The organism is Streptomyces sp. NPDC001663, assembly GCF_042893105.1.
In the GTDB taxonomy this organism is placed as follows: domain Bacteria; phylum Actinomycetota; class Actinomycetes; order Streptomycetales; family Streptomycetaceae; genus Streptomyces.
This window is the reverse complement of the sequence record NZ_JBIAUR010000018.1, coordinates 239,462-260,112: the sequence shown is the minus strand read 5'-3', so window position 1 is coordinate 260,112 and position 20,651 is coordinate 239,462. Positions and strand designations below refer to the sequence as shown.

The 20,651-nt window shown below is 70.4% G+C and carries 21 protein-coding genes; 9 read left to right on the top strand and 12 right to left on the bottom strand.

Annotated features, from left to right (window positions below; translation table 11 throughout):
* Positions 1-329: 329 nt before the first annotated feature.
* Positions 330-971, bottom strand: coding sequence for a DNA-3-methyladenine glycosylase (locus ACFY1L_RS44205; RefSeq protein ID WP_388838459.1), 642 nt, complete (start codon positions 969-971; stop codon positions 330-332).
* Between the two features lie 143 nt (positions 972-1,114).
* Between ACFY1L_RS44205 and ACFY1L_RS44200 the strand changes: the two genes are divergently transcribed.
* The 3 genes from ACFY1L_RS44200 to ACFY1L_RS44190 all read left to right on the top strand — a co-directional run bounded on the left by ACFY1L_RS44200 (position 1,115) and on the right by ACFY1L_RS44190 (position 3,131).
* Positions 1,115-1,897: a sporulation protein gene (locus ACFY1L_RS44200; protein ID WP_388838456.1), complete on the top strand. Its 783-nt coding sequence runs from the start codon at positions 1,115-1,117 to the stop codon at positions 1,895-1,897.
* A gap of 44 nt (positions 1,898-1,941) precedes the next feature.
* Positions 1,942-2,481, top strand: coding sequence for a YbhB/YbcL family Raf kinase inhibitor-like protein (locus tag ACFY1L_RS44195; RefSeq protein WP_388838454.1), 540 nt, complete (start codon positions 1,942-1,944; stop codon positions 2,479-2,481).
* Positions 2,482-2,624: 143 nt separating this feature from the next.
* Complete coding sequence (locus ACFY1L_RS44190) at positions 2,625-3,131, top strand: HNH endonuclease (RefSeq protein ID WP_388838451.1); 507 nt, start codon at positions 2,625-2,627, stop codon at positions 3,129-3,131.
* A gap of 66 nt (positions 3,132-3,197) precedes the next feature.
* Here ACFY1L_RS44190 and ACFY1L_RS44185 read toward each other — a convergent pair whose 3' ends face one another.
* The 3 genes from ACFY1L_RS44185 to ACFY1L_RS44175 all read right to left on the bottom strand — a co-directional run bounded on the left by ACFY1L_RS44185 (position 3,198) and on the right by ACFY1L_RS44175 (position 5,591).
* Positions 3,198-4,142: an SPFH domain-containing protein gene (locus ACFY1L_RS44185; RefSeq protein ID WP_099927853.1), complete on the bottom strand. Its 945-nt coding sequence runs from the start codon at positions 4,140-4,142 to the stop codon at positions 3,198-3,200.
* A gap of 131 nt (positions 4,143-4,273) precedes the next feature.
* Positions 4,274-4,705 (bottom strand): NfeD family protein, encoded by a 432-nt coding sequence (locus tag ACFY1L_RS44180; RefSeq protein ID WP_361272650.1) that lies wholly within the window; start codon positions 4,703-4,705, stop codon positions 4,274-4,276.
* A gap of 94 nt (positions 4,706-4,799) precedes the next feature.
* Positions 4,800-5,591, bottom strand: a complete 792-nt coding sequence (locus ACFY1L_RS44175) for an ABC transporter ATP-binding protein (RefSeq protein WP_388838447.1) — start codon at positions 5,589-5,591, stop codon at positions 4,800-4,802.
* A 140-nt stretch (positions 5,592-5,731) separates the two neighbouring features.
* Between ACFY1L_RS44175 and ACFY1L_RS44170 the strand changes: the two genes are divergently transcribed.
* Positions 5,732-6,520 carry a hypothetical protein gene (locus ACFY1L_RS44170; RefSeq protein WP_388838444.1) on the top strand — a complete coding sequence of 263 codons (789 nt, stop codon included), beginning with the start codon at positions 5,732-5,734 and terminating at the stop codon, positions 6,518-6,520.
* A 96-nt stretch (positions 6,521-6,616) separates the two neighbouring features.
* Here ACFY1L_RS44170 and chpE read toward each other — a convergent pair whose 3' ends face one another.
* The 3 genes from chpE to ACFY1L_RS44155 all read right to left on the bottom strand — a co-directional run bounded on the left by chpE (position 6,617) and on the right by ACFY1L_RS44155 (position 8,812).
* Complete coding sequence (gene chpE / locus ACFY1L_RS44165) at positions 6,617-6,862, bottom strand: chaplin ChpE (RefSeq protein WP_361272642.1); 246 nt, start codon at positions 6,860-6,862, stop codon at positions 6,617-6,619.
* 170 nt (positions 6,863-7,032) lie between these two features.
* Entirely contained in the window at positions 7,033-7,674 is a 642-nt protein-coding gene (locus ACFY1L_RS44160; RefSeq protein WP_388838441.1) for a response regulator, read from the bottom strand.
* Positions 7,667-8,812, bottom strand: a complete 1,146-nt coding sequence (locus ACFY1L_RS44155; RefSeq protein WP_388838438.1) for a GAF domain-containing sensor histidine kinase — start codon at positions 8,810-8,812, stop codon at positions 7,667-7,669. The genes ACFY1L_RS44160 and ACFY1L_RS44155 overlap by 8 nt, the downstream gene beginning before the upstream one ends.
* 243 nt (positions 8,813-9,055) lie before the next feature.
* On the opposite strand from ACFY1L_RS44155, the gene ACFY1L_RS44150 reads away from it, so the two are divergent.
* The 3 genes from ACFY1L_RS44150 to ACFY1L_RS44140 all read left to right on the top strand — a co-directional run bounded on the left by ACFY1L_RS44150 (position 9,056) and on the right by ACFY1L_RS44140 (position 11,939).
* On the top strand, positions 9,056-9,754 hold the full coding sequence (locus ACFY1L_RS44150) for an SDR family NAD(P)-dependent oxidoreductase (RefSeq protein WP_388838435.1): 699 nt from the start codon (positions 9,056-9,058) through the stop codon (positions 9,752-9,754).
* On the top strand, positions 9,751-10,872 hold the full coding sequence (locus ACFY1L_RS44145; protein ID WP_388838432.1) for an S-adenosylmethionine:tRNA ribosyltransferase-isomerase: 1,122 nt from the start codon (positions 9,751-9,753) through the stop codon (positions 10,870-10,872). The genes ACFY1L_RS44150 and ACFY1L_RS44145 overlap by 4 nt, the downstream gene beginning before the upstream one ends.
* Before the next feature lie 299 nt (positions 10,873-11,171).
* Positions 11,172-11,939 carry a transglycosylase SLT domain-containing protein gene (locus tag ACFY1L_RS44140; protein ID WP_388838429.1) on the top strand — a complete coding sequence of 256 codons (768 nt, stop codon included), beginning with the start codon at positions 11,172-11,174 and terminating at the stop codon, positions 11,937-11,939.
* 86 nt (positions 11,940-12,025) lie between these two features.
* Here the strand turns inward: ACFY1L_RS44140 and ACFY1L_RS44135 are convergent, their stop codons facing one another.
* On the bottom strand, positions 12,026-14,557 hold the full coding sequence (locus ACFY1L_RS44135) for an FHA domain-containing protein (protein WP_388838426.1): 2,532 nt from the start codon (positions 14,555-14,557) through the stop codon (positions 12,026-12,028).
* A gap of 239 nt (positions 14,558-14,796) precedes the next feature.
* On the opposite strand from ACFY1L_RS44135, the gene ACFY1L_RS44130 reads away from it, so the two are divergent.
* The gene (locus tag ACFY1L_RS44130; RefSeq protein ID WP_388838423.1) at positions 14,797-16,731 is read left to right on the top strand and encodes a streptophobe family protein; all 1,935 of its coding nucleotides are present in this window, start codon (positions 14,797-14,799) and stop codon (positions 16,729-16,731) included.
* 132 nt (positions 16,732-16,863) lie between these two features.
* Positions 16,864-18,090, top strand: a complete 1,227-nt coding sequence (gene serB, locus ACFY1L_RS44125; RefSeq protein WP_388838420.1) for a phosphoserine phosphatase SerB — start codon at positions 16,864-16,866, stop codon at positions 18,088-18,090.
* 67 nt (positions 18,091-18,157) lie between these two features.
* On the opposite strand, the gene ACFY1L_RS44120 is transcribed toward serB, so the two are convergent.
* The 4 genes from ACFY1L_RS44120 to ACFY1L_RS44105 form a co-directional block, all read right to left on the bottom strand.
* The gene (locus tag ACFY1L_RS44120) at positions 18,158-18,676 is read right to left on the bottom strand and encodes a SixA phosphatase family protein (RefSeq protein WP_388838417.1); all 519 of its coding nucleotides are present in this window, start codon (positions 18,674-18,676) and stop codon (positions 18,158-18,160) included.
* 65 nt (positions 18,677-18,741) lie between these two features.
* Complete coding sequence (locus tag ACFY1L_RS44115; RefSeq protein ID WP_388838414.1) at positions 18,742-18,948, bottom strand: hypothetical protein; 207 nt, start codon at positions 18,946-18,948, stop codon at positions 18,742-18,744.
* Between the two features lie 193 nt (positions 18,949-19,141).
* Complete coding sequence (locus tag ACFY1L_RS44110) at positions 19,142-19,258, bottom strand: SGM_5486 family transporter-associated protein (RefSeq protein WP_105974872.1); 117 nt, start codon at positions 19,256-19,258, stop codon at positions 19,142-19,144.
* Between the two features lie 43 nt (positions 19,259-19,301).
* Positions 19,302-20,600: a CynX/NimT family MFS transporter gene (locus ACFY1L_RS44105; protein ID WP_388838411.1), complete on the bottom strand. Its 1,299-nt coding sequence runs from the start codon at positions 20,598-20,600 to the stop codon at positions 19,302-19,304.
* Positions 20,601-20,651 lie beyond the last annotated feature (51 nt).

Genomic DNA, 20,651 nt, shown 5'->3' with positions numbered 1-20,651 from the left:
TGAGTTCTCAAGGAACGGACGCTTCCTTCGTACTCACCCTCACGGGCTTTCCTCCGGGCGCTTCCCTTCGGTCTTGCGTTTCCGACTCTATCAGATCCTTTCGGGCCTGATTCCCTGTCGGCGGGGCCTTTCGACATTCACTACGTTAGCCGATTTCCCCGGCAACTCATAATCGAGTTCCGCGAGATTGAATTCACGCATGCAGGCATGCCAAATTCGTCCCCGCTGAGGGGTGATCGTAGGTAGTGGTTTGGCCGCTTCCGGCTGCTGGCGATTGCCGTACCCGGTTCAAGCGGCTCGGGCTACGTTACGCATCTTCCAAGGGCGAGTCAACTTGAGCGACGCCTCGGTACGTGGGCTCGATAAGGGCTCACCGTCGGGTCGTTGGCGATCCAGAAGCGCCAGGGGTGGACGCCTCCGTCGCCGGCCACTCCGGTGCGGGGACCGTTGCGTACCTGGTCGGGGGCGATCGGAGTGCCCGTCAGGATCCGGAGGGGGGTGTCCCCGGGGGCGCATGCGTCCGTGCCGTCCAGGGCCCGGTCCACCCCCAGGGCCGTGGCCAGGCGTGCCGGCCCTTTGGCCAGTTCCTTGTCGTTTCGGGCCGAGAGTCGACGTTTACGAGCCAGTTCGGCGCCCTCGACGACCTCGCCGGCCCGGAGCAGGACCGCGCTCGCCTGGCCGTCCGGGCCACACACCAGGTTCATGCAGAACCACATGCCGTAGGTGAAGTAGACGTAGACGTGTCCGGGGGGACCGAACATCACGCCGTTGCGGGCCGTGGGGCCGCGATAGGCGTGGGAGCCGGGGTCGTTCGGGCCGTCGTAGGCCTCGACCTCTGTGAGTCGGAGGGCGATCGGACCGTCCGGGGTGGTGCGGACGAGGATGCGGCCAAGGAGATCCGGGGCGACTTCCAGGACGGGGCGGTCGAAGAAGGTCCTGGGGAGGGGCGTACGGTCCGAGGACGCGATCATGGCGTCCGAGGGTAGTCCAGTCGGGTGTGGGCCAAAGGGTGGTCAAGGATCCGTCTGCTTGCCAGGGTGAGGACGCGGAACCGGCCACTGCCGGATCGCGTTTGTAGGGATCAGGGATCCATACGTAGGTAAGAGGGAGAGACATGGCGTTCAAGAAGCTGCTCGCGAGCCTGGGGGCCGGCGGGGCTTCGGTCGAAACGGTGCTGACCGAGGTCAACGTTGTTCCGGGTGGCGTCGTCCAGGGTGAGGTGCGGATCCAGGGCGGGTCCGTGAACCAGGACATCGAGGGTCTGTCGGTCGGGCTGCAGGCCAAGGTCGAGGTCGAGAGCGGTGACGAGGAGTACAAGCAGAACATCGAGTTCACCAAGGTGAGTCTCGGTGGGGCCTTCGAGCTGCAGTCGGGTGCCGTGCACGCCGTGCCGTTCGGGCTCGAGATTCCGTGGGAGACGCCGGTCACGATGATCGACGGGCAGGCGCTGCGCGGGATGAACATCGGGGTGACCACGGAGCTGGCGATCGCGCGGGCCGTGGACTCCGGTGACCTGGACCCGATCAACGTGCACCCGCTGCCGGCGCAGAAGGCCATCCTGGACGCCTTCATCCAGCTCGGCTTCCGCTTCAAGAGCGCGGACATGGAGCGCGGTCACATCCGGGGTACTCGGCAGAGGCTGCCGTTCTACCAGGAGATCGAGTTCTACCCGCCGTCGCAGTACCGGGGTCTCAACCAGGTCGAGTTGAGCTTCGTGGCCGACGAGCACGCCATGGACGTCGTTCTGGAGATGGACAAGAAGCCGGGGCTGTTCAGCGAGGGCAGTGACACCTTCCGGTCGTTCCAGGTCGGTCAGCACGACTTCCACGCGACCGACTGGGCGGCTTACCTCAACCAGTGGCTGTCCGAGGTCGGCAGCAAGCGCAACTGGTTCTAGGCTCGGGAACTGGTGATTCCAGTAACCGATCAGGAGGTACCGAGGTGACCGAGCTCAAGCGGCGGCCGCTCCCCCACGACTTCCATCCGCCCGTGCCGTCGTTCACGGTCACGAGCGAGGACGTCCAGGAGGGCGCGACGCTCAGGGACGCTCAGGTCTACGCGGCCGGCAACACCTCGCCGCAGCTGCGGTGGGAGGGCTTCCCCGCTGAGACCAAGAGCTTCGCCGTGACCTGCTACGACCCGGACGCCCCTACGGGCAGCGGGTTCTGGCACTGGTCCGTGTTCGACATCCCGGCCTCGGTGACCGAACTGCCGACGGGTGCGGGCAGCGGCAAGTTCGAGGGGCTGCCCGAGGGCGCCGTGCAGGTGCGCAACGACTACGGGACCAAGGAGTTCGGCGGCGCCGCTCCGCCTCCCGGGGACGGTCCGCACCGGTACGTGTTCACGGTGTACGCCGTGGATCAGGAGAAGCTGGGGCCGGACTCCGATGTCTCTCCGGCCGTCGTCGGTTTCAATCTGCGGTTCCACGCGATCGCGCGTGCGCAGCTGGTCGCCGAGTACGAAGTGCCTGCCGAAGACTGACGTTCATTGAACGTTTGCCCGCCTCTGGTCTTGGAATTGATCAGGGGCGGGCAGTTTTTATTGCGTTGTCCATCTCGGCGTGCCCGGCCAGAGTTGATCCAAGCCCGCCAGGGGGTGGGCCGATTGCACGGGAGGTGGGCGGGATGCGGGACACGCTGGTACTGAACGCGAGCTTCGAGCCGCTGTCGACGGTGACGTTGAATAGAGCCGTCGTTCTGGTGCTGCAGGACAAGGCCGTTGTCGAGCAGGCCCACCCCGAACTGCGCATGCGCGGAGCCGCGGTCGACATACCCGTGCCCCGGGTGATCAGACTGTGCAGGTACGTGCGGGTGCCGTTCCGAAGACAAGCCCCGTGGTCGAGGCGGGGTGTTCTGGTCAGGGACCGGCACCGGTGCGCGTACTGCGGTCGCCGGGCGACCACCGTGGACCATGTGGTGCCCCGGGCTCAGGGTGGTACGGACTCGTGGCTGAACACGGTGGCTTCGTGCGCGGAGGACAACCACCGCAAGGCGGACCGGACTCCGGAGCAGGCGGGCATGCCGCTGCTGCGGCAGCCGTTCGAGCCCACGCCGCAGGACGCGATGCTGCTGGCGCTGGGCGCCGAGGACTTCGAGGCGCTGCCTGACTGGCTGGCCCAGCCTGCCGCCTAGGCCGTACGCGGAACTGGGGCTCACCTCCCGACGGAGGTGGGCCCCAGTGTCGTACAGGAAACGTCGTCAGTCGATCGACGGCTTCTCTCGGCGTTCCGGGGCCTTCTCCGAGCCTCCGCCGCCCGAATTGCCGCCGAACGGGCCGAAGTTGCCCATAGCGCCGGACAGGCCCTTGAGGGCGTCGCCGATTTCGCTGGGGACGATCCAGAGCTTGTTGGCGTCGCCCTCGGCGATCTTCGGGAGCATCTGGAGGTACTGGTAGCTGAGGAGCTTCTGGTCCGGGTCGCCGGCGTGGATGGACTCGAAGACCGTGCGGATCGCCTGGGCCTCGCCCTCGGCGCGCAGGGCGGCGGCCTTGGCCTCACCCTCGGCGCGCAGGATCTGGGACTGCTTCTCACCTTCGGCGGTGAGGATGGCGGCCTGGCGCGTACCTTCCGCGGTGAGGATCGCGGCGCGCTTGTCACGGTCGGCGCGCATCTGCTTCTCCATCGAGTCCTGGATGGAGGTCGGGGGCTCGATCGCCTTCAGTTCCACGCGGTTGACGCGGATGCCCCACTTGCCGGTGGCCTCGTCGAGGACGCCGCGCAGGGCCGCGTTGATCTCCTCGCGGGAGGTCAGGGTGCGCTCGAGGTCCATGCCACCGATGATGTTGCGGAGCGTGGTGACGGTGAGCTGCTCAATTGCCTGGATGTAGCTGGCCACTTCGTACGTTGCGGCCCGGGCGTCCGTCACCTGGTAGTAGATGACGGTGTCGATGTTGACGACCAGGTTGTCCTGGGTGATCACCGGCTGCGGCGGGAACGGCACGACCTGTTCACGCAGGTCGATGCGGTTGCGGATGGTGTCTATGAAGGGGACGACGATGTTCAGGCCCGCGTTGAGTGTCCGCGTGTAGCGGCCGAAGCGCTCGACGATGGCGGCGCTGGCCTGTGGGATGACTTGGATTGTCCTGATCAGGGCGATGAAGACCAACACCACCAGAATGATCAGGACGATGATGACCGGTTCCATCGTCGTTCCCCGTACCCTTCTCCGCCTCGGCGCTTTCGGAAGATCTTATGGTTGTTGAAGATCTTGCTGGTCGAGTCTGACAGACCGTCGCACAACTCGTGGGCTGTTCGGTTCAGTTGAGTCCTACGAGGTCAGATGACGATCGCGGTGGCCCCCTCGATCTCCACGACGTCCACCTCTTGCCCTACTTCGTAGGCGCGGCCGGTGTCGAGAGCGCGCGCCGACCAGACCTCTCCGCCCAGCTTGATTCGGCCGCCGGAGCCATCGACGCGCTCCAGTACGACGGCCTGCTTCCCCTTCAACGCCTCCACGCCCGTGGCGAGTTGGGGGCGTTGCGCGCTGTGCCGGGCCGCGATGGGCCGGACGACGGCGATGAGGGCGACCGAGACGACGACGAAGGCGAGTACCTGGGCCACGGCCCCGAAGCCCAGTCCGGCCAGGACCGCGGCGGCGACGGCGCCCACCGCGAGCATCCCGAACTCCGGCATCGCCGTGACCACGAGCGGGATTCCGAGCGCAGCCGCGCCGACGAGCCACCACACCCATGCGTCGATGTCGTTCACATGGTCATGGTAGGACCGCGGGTCCTGCCTCCGACAGGGCGCGATGTGGCTGAGACCGGCTTCTTACCCGTGTTTTCGCGCGGACTTCACACAGTCAGGACAGCGGCAGGCCCTGGGCGGTCCAGCGGTCTCCGACCTGTTCGACGACGAGCGGGAGGCCGAAGCAGAGGGAGAGGTTGCGGGAGGTGAGCTCGAGCTCCAGCGGGCCGGCGGCGAGGACCTTGCCCTGGCGGATCATCAGGACGTGGGTGAAGCCGGGGGCGATCTCCTCGACGTGGTGGGTGACCATGATCATCGAGGGGGCGATCGGGTCGCGGGCGAGGCGCCCGAGTCGGCGTACCAGGTCCTCGCGGCCGCCGAGGTCGAGGCCGGCGGCGGGCTCGTCGAGGAGGAGGAGCTCGGGGTCGGTCATCAGGGCGCGGGCGATGAGGGTGCGCTTGCGCTCGCCCTCGGAGAGGGTGCCGAACTTGCGGTCCACGTACTCCGTCATGCCGAGGCGGTCGAGGAAGGCGCGGGCGCGCTGCTCGTCGACGTCTTCGTACTCCTCCTGCCAGCCGGCGGTCATGCCATACGCGGCGGTCAGCACGGTCTGCAGGACGGTCTGGCGCTTGGGGAGCTTGTCGGCCATGGCGATGCCGGCCATGCCGATGCGCGGGCGCAGTTCGAAGACGTCGACCTTGCCGAGGGTCTCGCCGAGGATGGTGGCGGTGCCGCTGCTGGGGAAGAGGTAGCTGGACGCGACGTTCAGGAGGGTGGTCTTGCCGGCGCCGTTGGGGCCGAGGATGACCCAGCGCTCGCCCTCCTTGACCGACCAGGAGACCTGGTCCACCAGAGCCCGGCCCTCACGGACCACGGATACGTCCTGAAGCTCCAGAACATCGCTCATGAGCGCGTTGTCTCCCCTTGCAGTGTGACCGGTCTCGGCGTCTCGGCTGTCGCGTGCGCGCTTTCGGGCGCAGCCCTCGATGAAATCTACGCCACCGGCCGCCCGGCCCATTCCATCGGTCCGGTCCTTAGGGTGGGGGCATGTTCTCGGAACCTCGTTCAGGACGCCTTGCCGCTTGGGGAAACTCCCTTTTGGCCGGACTTGTCTCGCCCGACGACGCCGTGTTCGCGATCGTCGGGGACGATGCCGTGCACCGCGTGGAGGGGCTGCCCGGTGAATCGGCGCCCGTCGGGCTCACGCTCGCGCTGGGCCGGCTGCGGGCGCTCGGCGCCACGGGGCTGCGCGTCGCGCTGCCCGCGCCGGGCCATCCGCTGGGCCTGAGCGGGCCGCCGGAGTTCAACGCGAGGGCCTTGGACGCCGAGGAGGCCGTGATCTGTCACGGCGCCGCGCTCGGGCTGGTTCCGGAGGTGTACGAGGCCGGGCCCGAGGGTGATGTGCACGTCGAGGTCGTGTGGCACTGCCTGTCGGTGCGGGAGGCACCACCGGCCGATGTGCCCTCGCTCGGTGAGGCCGAGCGAGAGCTGGCGGAGGCCTTGCGGGACGCGACGGAAGTGCTGTCACGGTTGGACGTGGCCGGCTCGGGACCGGTGGCGGAGGCGGCCATCGACGCGTACCGGGCGCGGGCCGAGCGGGGGCGGGAGGTGCTGGCGCCGGGGTATCCGCCGCGGGCGGTGCGGGTGCTGGAGCTGGCGCAGCGGGTGGGGCTGCTGATCTCCCTCGCCTACGACAACGGGCACGGGGCGGCGGTGAGTGCCGGGGAGATGAGTGCGCGGGCGCAGGCGCTGCGGCCGGTGGAGCGGACGGCCCGGCGGGCGCAGGTCGCCGCGTACAACGCGTATGTGGAGGAGCGGGAGCGGGGGGTTCGGTGAGCGGGGTGCGGTGAGCGCTGCCGCCCTGGGCCGGACGCGGAAAGGCCCCGCCAGTCGCTGGTGACTGCGGGGCCTCTCGTGGACCGGGTGCCGACGTCAGCGGTTGACGCCCAGGTTGCCGAAGGCGGGGTTCAGCACGCCGACGACGTTCACGCTGTTGCCCACGGCGTTCACCGGGATGTGCACCGGGGCCTGGACGAGGTTGCCCGAGACGATGCCGGGCGAGCCCACGGCGGTGCCGTCGGCGTGCGCGCCGTTGGTGGCGGAGGCCATTCCGGCGCCCGCGGCGAGCAGACCGCCGGCCACCATCGTCACGGCCGCTGCCTTCTTGAGGTTCTTCACTTCTTGCCCCTCCTAGTGACTGCCGCGGCAGTTCGCCGCAGCACGCACTGAAGAACGGCGGAGATCCACGGAGGATGCGCCATCCGGGGGACATTCCCACGACGGTATGAATCTCAGTCCGGAACGGAACCCTCCGTATTGCCGGACCGTCCCGGGGTGTTCGGCGCGTTTCAGCCGGTCACGCCGTGGCGTACGGCCCACAGCGCCGCCTGTGTGCGGTCCGCCAGGTCGAGCTTCATCAGGATGTTCGAGACGTGGGTCTTCACGGTCTTCTCGGAGAGGACGAGGGCGCGTGCGATCTCGCGGTTGGAGCGGCCGTCCGCTATCAGGCCGAGCACCTCGCGCTCCCGGTCGGTGAGCGAACCTGCTCTGCCCTGGCCCGAGTTGGCCTCCTCCTGGGACAACAGGGCGCCCGCCACTTCGGGTTGGAGCAGGATGTGTCCGGCGTGCACCGAGCGGATGGCACCGGCGAGCGCGTCGGGGTCCACGTCCTTGTAGACGTAACCGGCGGCACCCGCGCGCAGGGCCGGGACCACCGTGCGCTGTTCGGTGAAGCTGGTGACGATCAGCACGCGTGCGGGGTTGTCCAGCTCGCGGAGCTTGCGCAGGGCCTCGACGCCGTCCATGCCGGGCATCTTGACGTCCATCAGGACGACGTCGGGCTTCAACTCCTCGGCGCGGGCGACTCCTTCGGCGCCGTCGGCGGCCTCGCCCACGACCTCGATGTCGTCCTGCACCTCGAGGAAGGTGCGCAGGCCGCGGCGGACCACCTGGTGGTCGTCGACGAGCAGCACCTTGATTGCGTCAGCCACCGGGGACCTCCATCTCGATCGTGGTGCCCTTTCCGGGCGCCGATTCCACGGTCAGCCTGCCGCCGACCCCGCTTGCGCGGTCACGCATGGACACGAGGCCCAGGTGGCGTCCGGCTCGTCGTATCGACTGCGGGTCGAAGCCGCTGCCGTCGTCCGTCACGCTCAGGACGGCTGCGGTGCCGCGCCGGGCCAGGGTCACGTCCACGTGTTCCGCGCCGGAGTGCCGCAGGGCGTTGTGCAGGGCCTCCTGGGCGACGCGCAGGAGGGCTTCCTCCTGGGCGGCGGGCAGGGCGCGCACCCCGCAGCTGTCGAAGGCCACGCGCGCGGTGTGGGCGCGGTCGAGGACCTGAATCTGGGTGCGCAGGGTGTTGACGAGGCCGTCCTCGTCGAGGGCCGCAGGGCGCAACTCGACGACAGCGGCGCGTAGTTCGTCGGCGGCTTCGGCGGCGAGCGCGGCCACCTGTTGCAGTTCGCCCTTGGCGCGCGACGGGTCGCGGTCCACCAGGGCGGCGGCTGCCTGGGCGGTCAGCCGCAGGGAGAAGAGCTTCTGGCTGACCGCGTCGTGCAGTTCGTGCGCGAGGCGGGAGCGCTCCTCGGCGATGGTCAGTTCGCGGCTGCGCTCGTACAGGCGGGCGTTGGTCAGGGCGATGGCGGCGTGCTGGGCGAGGATGGAGAGCAGCTCCTCGTCCTCCTCGGTGAAGCCGCAACCGCCTTCCGGTTTCGGGCAGTTCTTGTTCGCGAGGAAGAGGGCGCCGATGACCTCGTCGCCGTCCCGGATGGGCAGGCCCAGGAAGTCGGACATGTCGGGGTGGGCGGACGGCCAGCCCTCGAAGCGGGGGTCCTTGCGCACATCGGCGAGGCGCTCGACCTTCGCCTCCTGCAGCATGGCCGCGAGGATGCCGTGCTGACGCGGGAGCGGGCCGATCGCCGCCCACTGCTCGGCGCTGACGCCGTCGACCACGAACTGGGCGAAGCCGCCGTGGTCGTCCGGGACGCCGAGCGCGGCGTACTGCGCGTCGAGCAGTTCGCGGGCCGAGGCGACGATCGTCTTGAGGACGTCGCGCACCTCGAGATGCCTGCTCATGGCCAGCAACGCGGAACTCACCGCGGCGAGGCCGGACCGGGGGCCTTGACTCATGCCCTCAAGGTACCGGCGGGGTACGACAACCCGGATCGGACCTGTGGCGGCGCGGCCCCGGCCGGTGGGCCTAGGTCCGGCGACCTAGTCCCGGGGCCCCGGACGGGCGGCGTAGGCCGAAGTGACCCGCCGTTCTGGGGCCCGCGTCCGAGGTGGCCGGGGCCGTCACCTTCCTACGTTGATCTCACCCGCCGGTCCGAGAGACGACGCAGGCGGAGAAACGGTGACGAGGGGACGGTTGTCATGCCGGTTGCGATCATCACGGGGGCCTCGAAGGGGCTGGGACGGGCGCTCGCCGAGACGCTGGCCGCGCGGGGCTGGGATCTGGTGCTCGACGCCAGAACCGAGGGGGTCCTCACGGAGACGGCGCAGGCCGTGTCCGCGCACGGCACGCGCGTGACGGCTCTGCCCGGGGACGTCACGGTCGCCGGACACCGGTCCGAGCTGGTGGCGGCCGCGTGGCAGCTGGGCGGCCTCGATCTGCTGGTGAACAACGCGAGCGCGCTGGGCGCCGAGCCGCTCGTGCGGTTGGCGGGGCTGCCGCTGGAGGGGCTCAGGCGGGCGCTGGAGGTGAACGTGGTGGCCGCGCTGGGCCTGGTCCAGGAGGCGCTGCCGCTGCTGCGGGCGTCCGGGGCGGGCACGGTGATCACGGTCAGCTCGGACGCGGCCGCCGAGGCCTACGAGACCTGGGGCGGCTACGGGGCGTCGAAGGCGGCCCTCGACCACCTCGCGGCGGTGCTCGGCGAGGAGGAGCCCGGGCTGCGGGTCTGGGCGGTCGACCCGGGGGACATGGCCACGGACCTGTACGCGGCGGCCGTACCGGACGACAGCGATCCACGGCCGGCCCCGGCGAGTGTCGTGCCGGCGTTCCTGCGGCTGCTGGACGAGCGCCCGGCGAGCGGGCGCTACTCGGCTCCGTCGCTGCTGGTGGAGGGGCGATGACGCTGGCGATGGGGGTTCCCCCGCGCGAGCCTGTTCGGGCGTGGGGGAGGGTGCCGGAGGAACTGTCCGCCCGCATCCCGGTCGAGCAGCGCGGGCCCGGGCTCGACCGGGATGCCGTACGGCTTCTCGTGTCGCGTGGGACCGAGGTGTCGCACCACGCGTTCGTGGAGTTGCCGCGGCTGCTGCGGGCCGGAGATCTGCTCGTCGTGAACACCTCGCCCACCCTGGCCGCTGCCGTGGACGGGCGGGTCGGGCACGCGCGCGTGGTGGTGCACTTCTCCACGCGCGGGGACGACGGGCGATGGGCCGTCGAGCTGCGGGAACCGGACGGGAAGGGAACCACGCGCGCGCGTACGGGCGGGTCCGCGGGGACGGAGGCGCGACTGCCGGGTGGTGTGCGGCTGGTGCTGGAGGAGCCGCTGAGCGCGTGCGGTGAGCGGCTGTGGTGGGCGCGGGTGTCCGGGGCCGAGGTCCTCGGGATGCTGCGCGAGCACGGGCGGCCCATTCGCTACTCCTATACAGAGCGGGATCAGCCGCTGTCCGTCTACCAGACGGTGTTCGCGCTGCCGTCCGCCGACGGGGCGGGCAGTGCGGAGATGCCGAGTGCGGCGCGGCCCTTCACCGCGCGGCTGGTGGCGGAGCTGGTGAGCCGGGGTGTGCAGTTCGCGCCGATCACGCTGCACGCGGGGGTGGCCTCGGCGGAGGTGCACGAGCCGCCGTATCCGGAGCGGTTCTCGGTGCCGGAGGCCTCGGCTCGGCTGATCAACGCGGTGAGGGCCGGGGACGGCCGGGTCGTGGCGGTCGGGACGACGGCCGTGCGGGCCGTGGAGTCGGCGACCGGCGCCGATGGCGTCGTACGCGCGCGTGAAGGGTGGTCGGACCTCGTCGTCACCCCGGAGCGCGGGGTCCGGGTGGTGGACGGGCTGCTGACCGGGCTGCACGAGCCGGAGGCCTCGCATCTGCTGATGCTGGAGGCCATCGCCGGGCGGGCCGCGGTCGACCGCAGTTACGAGGAGGCGCTGCGCGGGCTCTACCTCTGGCACGAGTTCGGCGACGTCCACCTCATCCTCCCGGCGGAGGCTCCTCACGCAGTGGATTGCTCCAGCAACTGCTGGTGAGACCGTTACGTACTCGATGTGAGCCCACGCATAGGGTGCAGGTCACATACGAAGTTCGGTAGGAGATGGAGGCTCCCGTTTTGAGCGGGGCAGACGGTCCAGTCTGCCCCGTTTTGCCCTTCCCGTCTCCACTATCCGGGATCGTACGTCACACCTTTGCCTGCCCGTTTTGCGGCCGCTAAGAATGGCTCCCGTCGCTCAGCGCCGCGGGTTCCCACCGCGGCGTTTGTGCGGGAAGGACCCGTGTCCCCCGCCGGACAGAGAGCGACCTCCGCGCTATTCGAAGAGGTCCGTCTGCCATGCCCAAGAACACCAACGCTCGCCGTCTCAGTCGCTCGCTGACCCGCCACCACAAGATCGGGATCGCCGGCGTCGCCACCCTCGGTGCCGCCGCCATCGCGTTCTCCGCGGTCCCCAGCAACGCCGACACGACCACGAACGAGGCCGCCGTCTCCACGGCCGCGGTGACGTACGGCAACGAGCAGATCAAGGACGTCAAGGCCAGCGTCACCGACCAGCTCGCCGGTGCCAGCGTGAAGGCCGAGCAGATAGCGGCCAAGAAGAAGGCCGCCGCCGCGAAGAAGGCCGCTGCCGCGAAGAAGGCCGCCGCCGAGGCCGCCGCGAAGAAGAAGGCGGCCGCCGCTGCCGCGGCCAAGAAGAAGGCCGAGGCCGCGCGCAAGGCGAAGGAGGCCGCGAGCCGGTCCGCCAAGCGCGCCGCGATCAAGCCGGTCGCCGCGAAGACGTACGCGAACAACCTCGACGGCTGGATCAGGCAGTCCCTGGACATCATGAAGTCCAAGGGCATACCGGGGTCCTACAACGGCCTGTACAAGAACATCATGCGGGAGTCCTCGGGCAACCCGAACGCCATCAACGACTGGGACATCAACGCCATCAACGGCATCCCGTCGAAGGGTCTGCTGCAGGTGATCCCGCCGACCTTCAGCGCGTACCACGTGGCCGGCACGTCCTGGAACATCTACGACCCGGTCGCCAACATCACCGCCGCCGCCAACTACGCGGCCGACAGGTACGGCTCGATCGACAACGTCAACAGCGCGTACTGAGGTCGGCGCGGACCTCTGCACGTGAACGCCGAAGGGCGGCACCTCCTGACGGGTGCCGCCCTTCGGCGTCGTAGCAGACCGAAGGACTACTTGCGCATGACCTCGGGCTCGTGGCGGCGCAGGAAGCGGGCCACGAAGAAGGCGCAGATCACACCGAGCGCGATCAGGGCGATCATGTCCATGCTCCACGCGGCCGCGGTGTGCTCCCACAGCGGGTCGTTGGGCTTGCCCTTGCCGGGCGGGCTGATCCGGTTGAAGTCCAGCGTGGCGCCCGCGGCGGCGACCGCCCAGCGCGAGGGCATCAGGTACGAGACCTGGTTGACGCCGATCGCGCCGTTCAGGGCGAAGAGGCAGCCGGTGAAGACGACCTGGACGATCGCGAACATGACCAGCAGCGGCATGGTCTTCTCGGCGGTCTTGACCAGCGCGGAGATGATCAGGCCGAACATCATCGACGTGAAGCCGAGGGCCATGACCGGGATGGAGAGCTCGAGGAGCGTGAGGTTGCCGAGGACCACGCCCTCCTTGGGGATCGTCCGGCTGGCGAAGCCGATCATGCCGACCATCAGGCCCTGCAGCACCGTGACGAAGCCGAGCACGAAGACCTTGGACATCAGATACGCGGACCGCGACAGGCCGGTCGCGCGCTCCCGCTCGTAGATGACCCGTTCCTTGATCAGCTCACGTACGGAGTTCGCGGCGCCGGCGAAGCAGGCGCCGACCGCGAGGATCAGCAGGACCGTGGTGGCCGTGCCGTTCGGGACGGGCTGGCCCGTCGTCGGGTTGATCTCCGTGTTGACCAGCAGGTCCTTGCCGGAGTCGATGAGCAGGCTCACCGAGCCGAGGACGAGCGGCAGGATCACCGTCAGGGCGAGGAAGCCCTTGTCGGAGGCGATGACGGAGACGTACCGGCGCACCAGGGTGCCGAACTGGCTCATCCAGCCCTGTGGCTTCGGCGGCTTCATCGCCTGCATCGGAGGCATCTGTACGGACTGCGGCGCAACGGCGTCGATGTCCGCGGCGTACATCTGGTAGTGCTGCGAGCCCTTCCAGCGTCCCGCCCAGTCGTAGTCGCGGTAGTTCTCGAAGGCGGAGAAGACATCGGCCCAGGTGTCGTAGCCGAAGAAGTTCAGCGCCTCCTCCGGCGGCCCGAAGTAGGCGACCGCGCCGCCCGGCGCCATCACCAGGAGCTTGTCGCAGATCGCGAGCTCGGCCACCGAGTGCGTGACGACGAGGACCGTACGGCCGTCGTCGGCGAGGCCGCGCAGCAGCTGCATGACGTCGCGGTCCATGCCCGGGTCGAGGCCCGAGGTGGGCTCGTCCAGGAAGATCAGCGACGGCTTGGTGAGGAGCTCCAGGGCCACCGAGACGCGCTTGCGCTGGCCGCCGGAGAGGGAGGTGACCTTCTTCTCCTTGTGGATGTCCAGCTTCAGCTCGCGCAGCACCTCGTCGATGCGGTTCTCGCGCTCCTGCGCCGTGGTGTCGGCGGGGAAGCGCAGCTTGGCCGCGTACTTGAGGGCCTTCTTGACGGTCAGCTCCTTGTGCAGGATGTCGTCCTGCGGGACCAGACCGATGCGCTGACGCAGCTCGGCGAACTGCTTGTACAGGTTCCGGTTGTCGTAGAGGACATCGCCCTGGTTGGCGGGCCGGTAGCCGGTGAGCGCCTTGAGCAGGGTCGACTTGCCGGAGCCGGACGGGCCGATGACCGCGATCAGCGACTTCTCCGGGACGCCGAAGGAGACGTCCTTCAGGATCTGCTTGCCGCCGTCGACCGTGACGGTCAGATGGCGGGCCGAGAAGGAGACCTCACCGGTGTCGACGAACTCCTCGAGGCGGTCGCCGACCAGGCGGAACGTGGAGTGGCCGACGCCGACGATGTCGTTCGGGCCGAGCAGCGCCGAGCCGCCCTTGGGGATCGGCTGGCCGTTGACGTACGTGCCGTTGTGCGAGCCCAGGTCGCGGATCTCGCAGCGCCCGTCGGGCGTGGCGTGGAACTCGGCGTGGTGCCGGGAGACCTGCAGGTCGGAGACGACCAGCTCGTTCTCCAGGGCACGGCCGATGCGCATCACGCGGCCGAGCGAGAACTGGTGGAACGTGGTCGGGCTGCGGTCGCCGTAGACCGGCGGCGCCCCCGCGCCACCACCGGGGCCCTGCTGCGGCGGGATGTGCGCGGCCGCCTGCTGCGGTGCGGGGGCCTGTTGCGGCTGCTGCCAGCCGGCCTGCGGTGCGGCCTGCTGCGGCGGCGCCTGCTGCGCCCAGCCGGGGGCCGCGCCCTGGGCGGCGTACGGCTGCTGCTGGGGCTGGGCCTGCGGCGCGGCCACTGCGGCCGAGCCGGAGACGGTCACCCGCGGGCCGTCGGTCGCGTTGCCGAGGTTGACCGCCGAGCCGGGGCCGATCTCCATCTGATGGATCCGCTGCCCCTGCACGAACGTGCCGTTGGTGGAGCCGTGGTCCTCGATGACCCAACTACGGCCGCCCCAGCTGATCGTGGCGTGACGCCAGGACACTCTGGCGTCGTCGAGCACGATGTCGCCCTGCGGATCGCGTCCGAGGGTGTACGGCCTGGACGGATCAAGCGTCCAGGTGCGTCCATTCAATTCCAGTACGAGTTCCGGCACTCCAGCCCCACTGAGTAGTCCCCCGAGTTACCCCCATCACAGGGAGTCTAGGGATGTCGAACATCGTCGGGAACTATTTCAGGCTCCGCCCCCTGACCGAAAGTCGGGCCTTGTGAAGACCACGCACGTGCGCTTCGACTGGTTCCGTTGACGGGGTTGAAACCGACCCGGAGAGTGGGTAATCCACGCGAGGGGGACATGCGCGGCGTCCGGCCGCGCCGCGGATCGGGGGGTCTGCCATGAGCGCGTCGTCGAGTGTCGAGACCGCGTACGAAGGCACGCGCGGCACGAGAGTGCCGTGGGGAGACGTCCTGCTGTCCGCGATCGCCTCTGTGAGCTGGGCGTTGATAGGCATGGCGGGCACGGCTGCGCTCGGCCTGCATCTGCTGGAGGCCGACGCGTCGGGCTCGCTGGGGCCGATGACCGCTGCTGTGGTGGCACTTGGGGCGGGTGGTTCGGTCACACCGTCCGGCGACGTGTCGGCGTTCGGCCTGAAAGGCGCGGAGGCGCACACGGCCGTCACGATCACGCCACTGGGTGTCGGCCTGGTCGGCGCGCTGCTGTTGTCGTGGTTCTTCCTACGGTCCTTGCGCGCGGCGGGAGTTGTGATCGAACCGGCCGAACTGCTCGCGCGGGCAGGTGCGGTGGTCGCGCTGTTCGTCGCGACGCTGGGCGGGCTGGCGTGGGCGGGACACGACGTCATCACCATCGACGGGGCCTCGCTGGGCCTCGAGAAGCTGCCCGGCGGCGGAGGCGGGGGCGGCGGCGTCAGCATCCCGGGCCTCGGCGACATCGGGGACATCGGCGGGCTGCTGCCCGACAACATCGGCAACCTCGTCGATGCGAAGGCGGCGGTCGGCTTCACCGTCGACACGGCGCCCACGCTGCTCGGCGGCCTCGGCTGGTCGGCCGGCGTCCTGCTGATCGCCCTGCTGGCCTCGCGCCGCACTCCCCTGCCGCGCGGCTGGGACGCCGTGCACCGCGTCGTACGGCCGGCTGCGTCCGCCCTCGTCACGGTGCTGCTGCTGACGGTGGCGGCCGGGTTCGCGGCGGCGGCGTACGCGGCGATCGGCGACGAACACCCCAAGCGGATCTTCGGGGCGGCGCTGCTGGGCGCGCCGAACGGCACCTGGCTGGGCATCCCGATCGGCCTGTTCGTGCCGTTCGACGGCAGGGCGACCGGCGTACTGACCAAGTTCCTGCCGGATCCCCTGGACGACCTGCTCACCGCCAAGACCGACCAGTCGGTGACGCTGGGGCGGCTGGCGGACCTGGACGGGCGGGTGTGGCTGCTGGCGGTGGCGGCGGCACTGATGATGCTGCTGGCGGGCGTGCTGACGGCGGTGCGGACGCCTGTCGTCGCGGCAGGGGCTTCCGGGGGGACACGGCCTCCGGGTGCCCTCGGGTTCGCCGGGAGGTGTGCGCTGCGGCTGGGGATCGTCACGGCGTTGACGCTGCCGCTGCTCGCCTGGCTGACGGAGGTGTCGGTGGACGCCTCGCTGTCGGTGCTGGGCTTCGACGCGTTCGGCGCCGGGATCGAGCTGCACGGGCACCTGGGCATGGCGCTGCTGCTCGGTGCCGTCTGGGGCGCGGGGACGGGAGCCGCCGGGGCGCTGCTGGCGTGGGCGGCCGGTGCGGCGGGGCGGCGGGCGGCACCGCTGGCACTGAGGGGTGCGGCATCGGGGGTGCCGGGGAGTGCCGGGCATCCGCAGTACGCGCGGGAGTCCGGGGCCGGGGTGCCCGCGCATGAGGCGGGGCCACCCGGCGGTGCGTCGGGGCCGTACACGCCCAGTGCGTCGTACCGGGCGCCGAACCCCGCCACCAATCCGTATCTGCAGCTGCCGGACGAGCTGCGGGAACCGGAGGACGCGCGACCGCCGGACCGGGCGCGGCCGGGTCAGGGCGCGCCGCCTGACGAGGCTGCGCGACGGCCCGGGCGGCCGGGGCAGCCGTCCGACGATGCGCAGGAGTCCGGCGGCGCGCAGCCGCCCGCCTCCGGCAACAGCGACATGTACGGCGCGCCGACGGTGGCCCGACCGATCGGCGGCCCGCCTCCACGGTCTCCGCGGCTGCCTCCCCGCCGGCGGTCCGGAAACCGCCGGTCCGCACCCGACGAGGGGCCGCCTCCGCCCCAGCCGCCGCCTCCACCGGGGAGGCCGAAGGGGCGGGGGTGACCTGGGCGGCTCCAGAGGCGGACGTGGCCGGCCCGTAAGTCTGCGGCCACTCGTCCGACACCCACTGTTCCGTGTCCGCTAGGCGGACCGCGGCGGCGGGAGGCACTGGGTGCCGGATACGGTGGGTACACCATGAGCGCTTCGCAGACCCCGCCCTCCGACGTGTCCTCTGACGTCCCCACCCTCCTCGTCAAGATCTTCGGCAAGGACAGGCCGGGCATCACGGCCGGCCTCTTCGACACCCTCGCCGCCTACTCCGTCGACGTGGTCGACATCGAGCAGGTCGTCACCCGTGGCCGGCTCACGCTGTGCGCGCTCGTGACGCCGCCGTCCGCCGGGCTCGAAGGGGATCTGCGGGCCACCGTCCACAGCTGGGCGGAGTCGATGAAGATGCAGGCGGAGATCATCTCCGGGCACGGCGACAACCGCCCCCGCGGCCTCGGACGCTCACTGGTCACCGTCCTCGGTCATCCGCTCACGGCGGAGGCGACCGCCCGGATCGCCGCGAAGATCGCCACGGCGGGCGGCAACATCGACCGTATCTTCCGCCTCGCCAAGTACCCCGTCACGGCGGTCGAGTTCGCGGTCTCCGGCGTCGAGACCGAGCCGCTGCGCACCGCCCTGGTGACGGACGCGGCGGCACTGGGTGTCGACGTCGCAGTGGTCGCGGCGGGGCTGCATCGCAGGGCGCAGCGGCTCGTCGTCATGGACGTCGACTCGACGCTCATCCAGGACGAGGTGATCGAGCTCTTCGCCGCGCACGCCGGCTGCGAGGACAAGGTCGCCGAGGTGACCGCGGCGGCGATGCGCGGTGAGCTGGACTTCGAGCAGTCGCTGCACGCGCGCGTGGCGCTGCTGGAGGGGCTCGACGCCTCCGTGGTGGACAAGGTGCGCAGCGAGGTGCGGCTGACGCCGGGTGCGCGCACGCTCATCCGTACGCTGAAGCGGCTCGGCTACCAAGTGGGCGTCGTCTCCGGCGGGTTCACCCAGGTCACCGACGACCTCAAGGAGCGGCTCGGGCTCGACTTCGCCCAGGCCAACACGCTGGAGATCGTCGACGGGAAGCTCACCGGCAGGGTCACCGGCGAGATCGTGGACCGCGCGGGCAAGGCGCGGCTGCTGCGCCGTTTCGCCGCCGAGGCGGGCGTACCGCTCGCCCAGACCGTGGCGATCGGCGACGGTGCCAACGACCTGGACATGCTCAACGCGGCCGGCCTCGGCGTCGCCTTCAACGCCAAGCCCGTCGTACGGGAGGCGGCGCACACCGCGGTGAACGTCCCCTTCCTGGACACGGTCCTGTACCTGCTGGGCGTCACCCGCGAAGAGGTCGAGGCGGCGGACACGCACGACGACGTGTAGGTACGACAGCAGACGTCGAGGGGCCCGGCACCGCGGTGGTGCCGGGCCCCTCGCTCGGCGTGTCGGGTTACTCGGTCGGCGCCCAGTAGTCCAGGAGCGTGGCCACGCCCGGCTCCAGGGTCTTCCAGGGGCCGTCGAAGGACAGCACGGCGAACGCGGCGGCCGGGAAGCCGCGGCGGCTCATCCGCTCGCGGGCATCGCCCTCGGCCGCGCCGGCCAGGATGTCGGCGAGGCCCTGCACGCCCGGGTTGTGGCCGATCAGGATGACGTTCTGCGCGTCGTCGGGTGTCTCGTTGAGCAGCGCGATCAGCTCGCCGGGCGAGGCCTCGTAGATCCGCTCCTCGTAGACGGTTTTCGGCCGGTGCGGGAACTCGTGGACGGCCAGCTTCCACGTCTCGCGGGTCCGGATCGCGGTGGAGCAGAGGGCCAGATCGAAGGGGATACCGGTGTCGGTCAGCCTGCGTCCGGCGACTGCGGCGTCCGTACGGCCCCGCTCGGCGAGGGGGCGCTCGTGGTCGGTCACCTGTGGCCAGTCGGCTTTCGCATGCCGGAAGAGGACGATCCTGCGGGGTTCTGCGACGCTCATGTGACCCAGCTTCGCATGAAACAGGCCATGGGGCGCAGGGAGTTGACTGGCGGCCGAACCGGTGCTCAGCGGGCCATGAGCTGCTGTGCGCGCTCGAAGAGGTGGGTGATCGCCGGGTCGCCCGCCGCCGCCTGCGCGTCCGACGGGTTCAGCATCAGCGCCAGGAGCACGATGAAGGCCAGCGTCGGAAGGGCGAGGGCCCACCAGGGCAGCCGGATGTCGACGCCGCCCGTGGTCGCCGGGTGGGGCCGGGTGTGCGTAGGGGCCGACATGGGTGCCTCCGCTGGACTTCGAGTGGTCGGTGGTCCGCCTCTCGCGGCCACACTTCGAAGGTACGGAAACCGGGTCCCTCAACCCATCCGGAGATCCACCCAGTTGACCCTGACACTCACCCCCTAGGGGATGGTGGGGCTAGCCCCACCATCGGCCCTGTCGTCGGGCGTCAGGGCGAGGCGTGCTCGGGTGTCACGGCGAGGCGATCGTCGCGATGACGGCGATGATCACGAAGATGGCGAAGAACGAGCCGAAGACGAGCAGCATCTTCTTCTGGCCGTTCTGGGGGTTCGGATCGAGCACTGGCATACGGCAAGTCTCGCACCCCGCGCCCGGGGCGGTTCGGCCGGGGTCAGCGGGCCGCCTCCTCCTCCACCGTGCGGTTGCGGCCCGCCAGGACGCCGACGACCATCTGCGGGACCATCAGCGCGGCCATGAGCGCGATAGGCAGGCCCCAGCCGCCGCTGTGCTGGTAGAGCACGCCCACCAGGAGCGGGCCGGGGATGGAGATCAGATAGCCGGTGCTCTGCGCGAACGCCGACAGCTGGGCGACGCCCGCGCCGGTCCTGGCCCGCATGCCGACCATCGTGAGGGCCAGCGGGAAGGCGCAGTTGGCGACGCCGAGCAGCAGCGCCCAGGCCCAGGCTCCGGCGGCCGGCGCAAGGTACAGACCGGCGTAACCGGCGAGGCCGCAGGCGCCGAGCGCGATCACGATCGGCCCCTGGTGCGGCAGCCTGGAGGCCACGCGCGGGATGACGAAGGCCAGCGGCACGCCCATCACCATCGTGACGGCGAGCAGCAGCCCTGCGGTGCTCGCAGGCACGCCCGCGTCCCGGAAGATCTGCGCCATCCAGCCCATGGTGATGTAGGCGGCGGTCGCCTGGAGCCCGAAGAAGACGGCGAGCGCCCAGGCGGTGCGGCTGCGGGTGATCCGCAGTGCGGGCGCCTCCACGCGCGCGTGCTCCTGCCGTCCGGCAGGCTCCTCGGCGGGCCTCGCATCCCGTTGCCGTACGAACGGAATCCACGGCAGTACGGCCGCCGCCGCGAGCCCCGCCCACACCGCGAGCCCCGACTGCCAACTGCCGCCCAGGGTCTCGGTCATGGGCACCGTCACGGCCGCCGCGGCGGCGGTGCCCAGGGCGAGCGCCATCGAGTAGAGGCCGGTCATGGAGCCGACCCGGTCCGGGAACCAGCGCTTGACGATGACCGGCATCAGGACGTTGCTGACGGCGATGCCCATGAGGGCGAGCGCGCTGGCGGCCAGGAAGCCGGCCGTGCCACCCGCGTACGGCCGTATGAGCAGGCCCGCGGTGATGGCGACCATGCCCGCACAGACAACCGCGCCCGGGCCGAAGCGGCGGGCCAGGCGCGGGGCCGTGACGCCGAAGACGGCGAAGCAGAGCGGGGGCACGGAGGTGAGCAGTCCGGCCACGCTGCCGCTCATGCCGAGCCCGTCGCGGACCTCCTCGAGGAGCGCACCCAGGCTGGTGATGGCGGGGCGGAGATTCAGGGCCGACAGCACGATGCCGACGACCAGCAGTCGCATCGTCCACGCGCGCGTGGCGGGTCGTTGTGGTTCGTCCGCGGCCGAGCTGCGCACGGCATGGGACGTCGTCGTCCGGGTTTCCTCACTTGCCATGCCGCCTATCATAGAATCATTGGATGATTGGTTGTCCATCCCCGGGTCGGCCGCTCCCGCCCG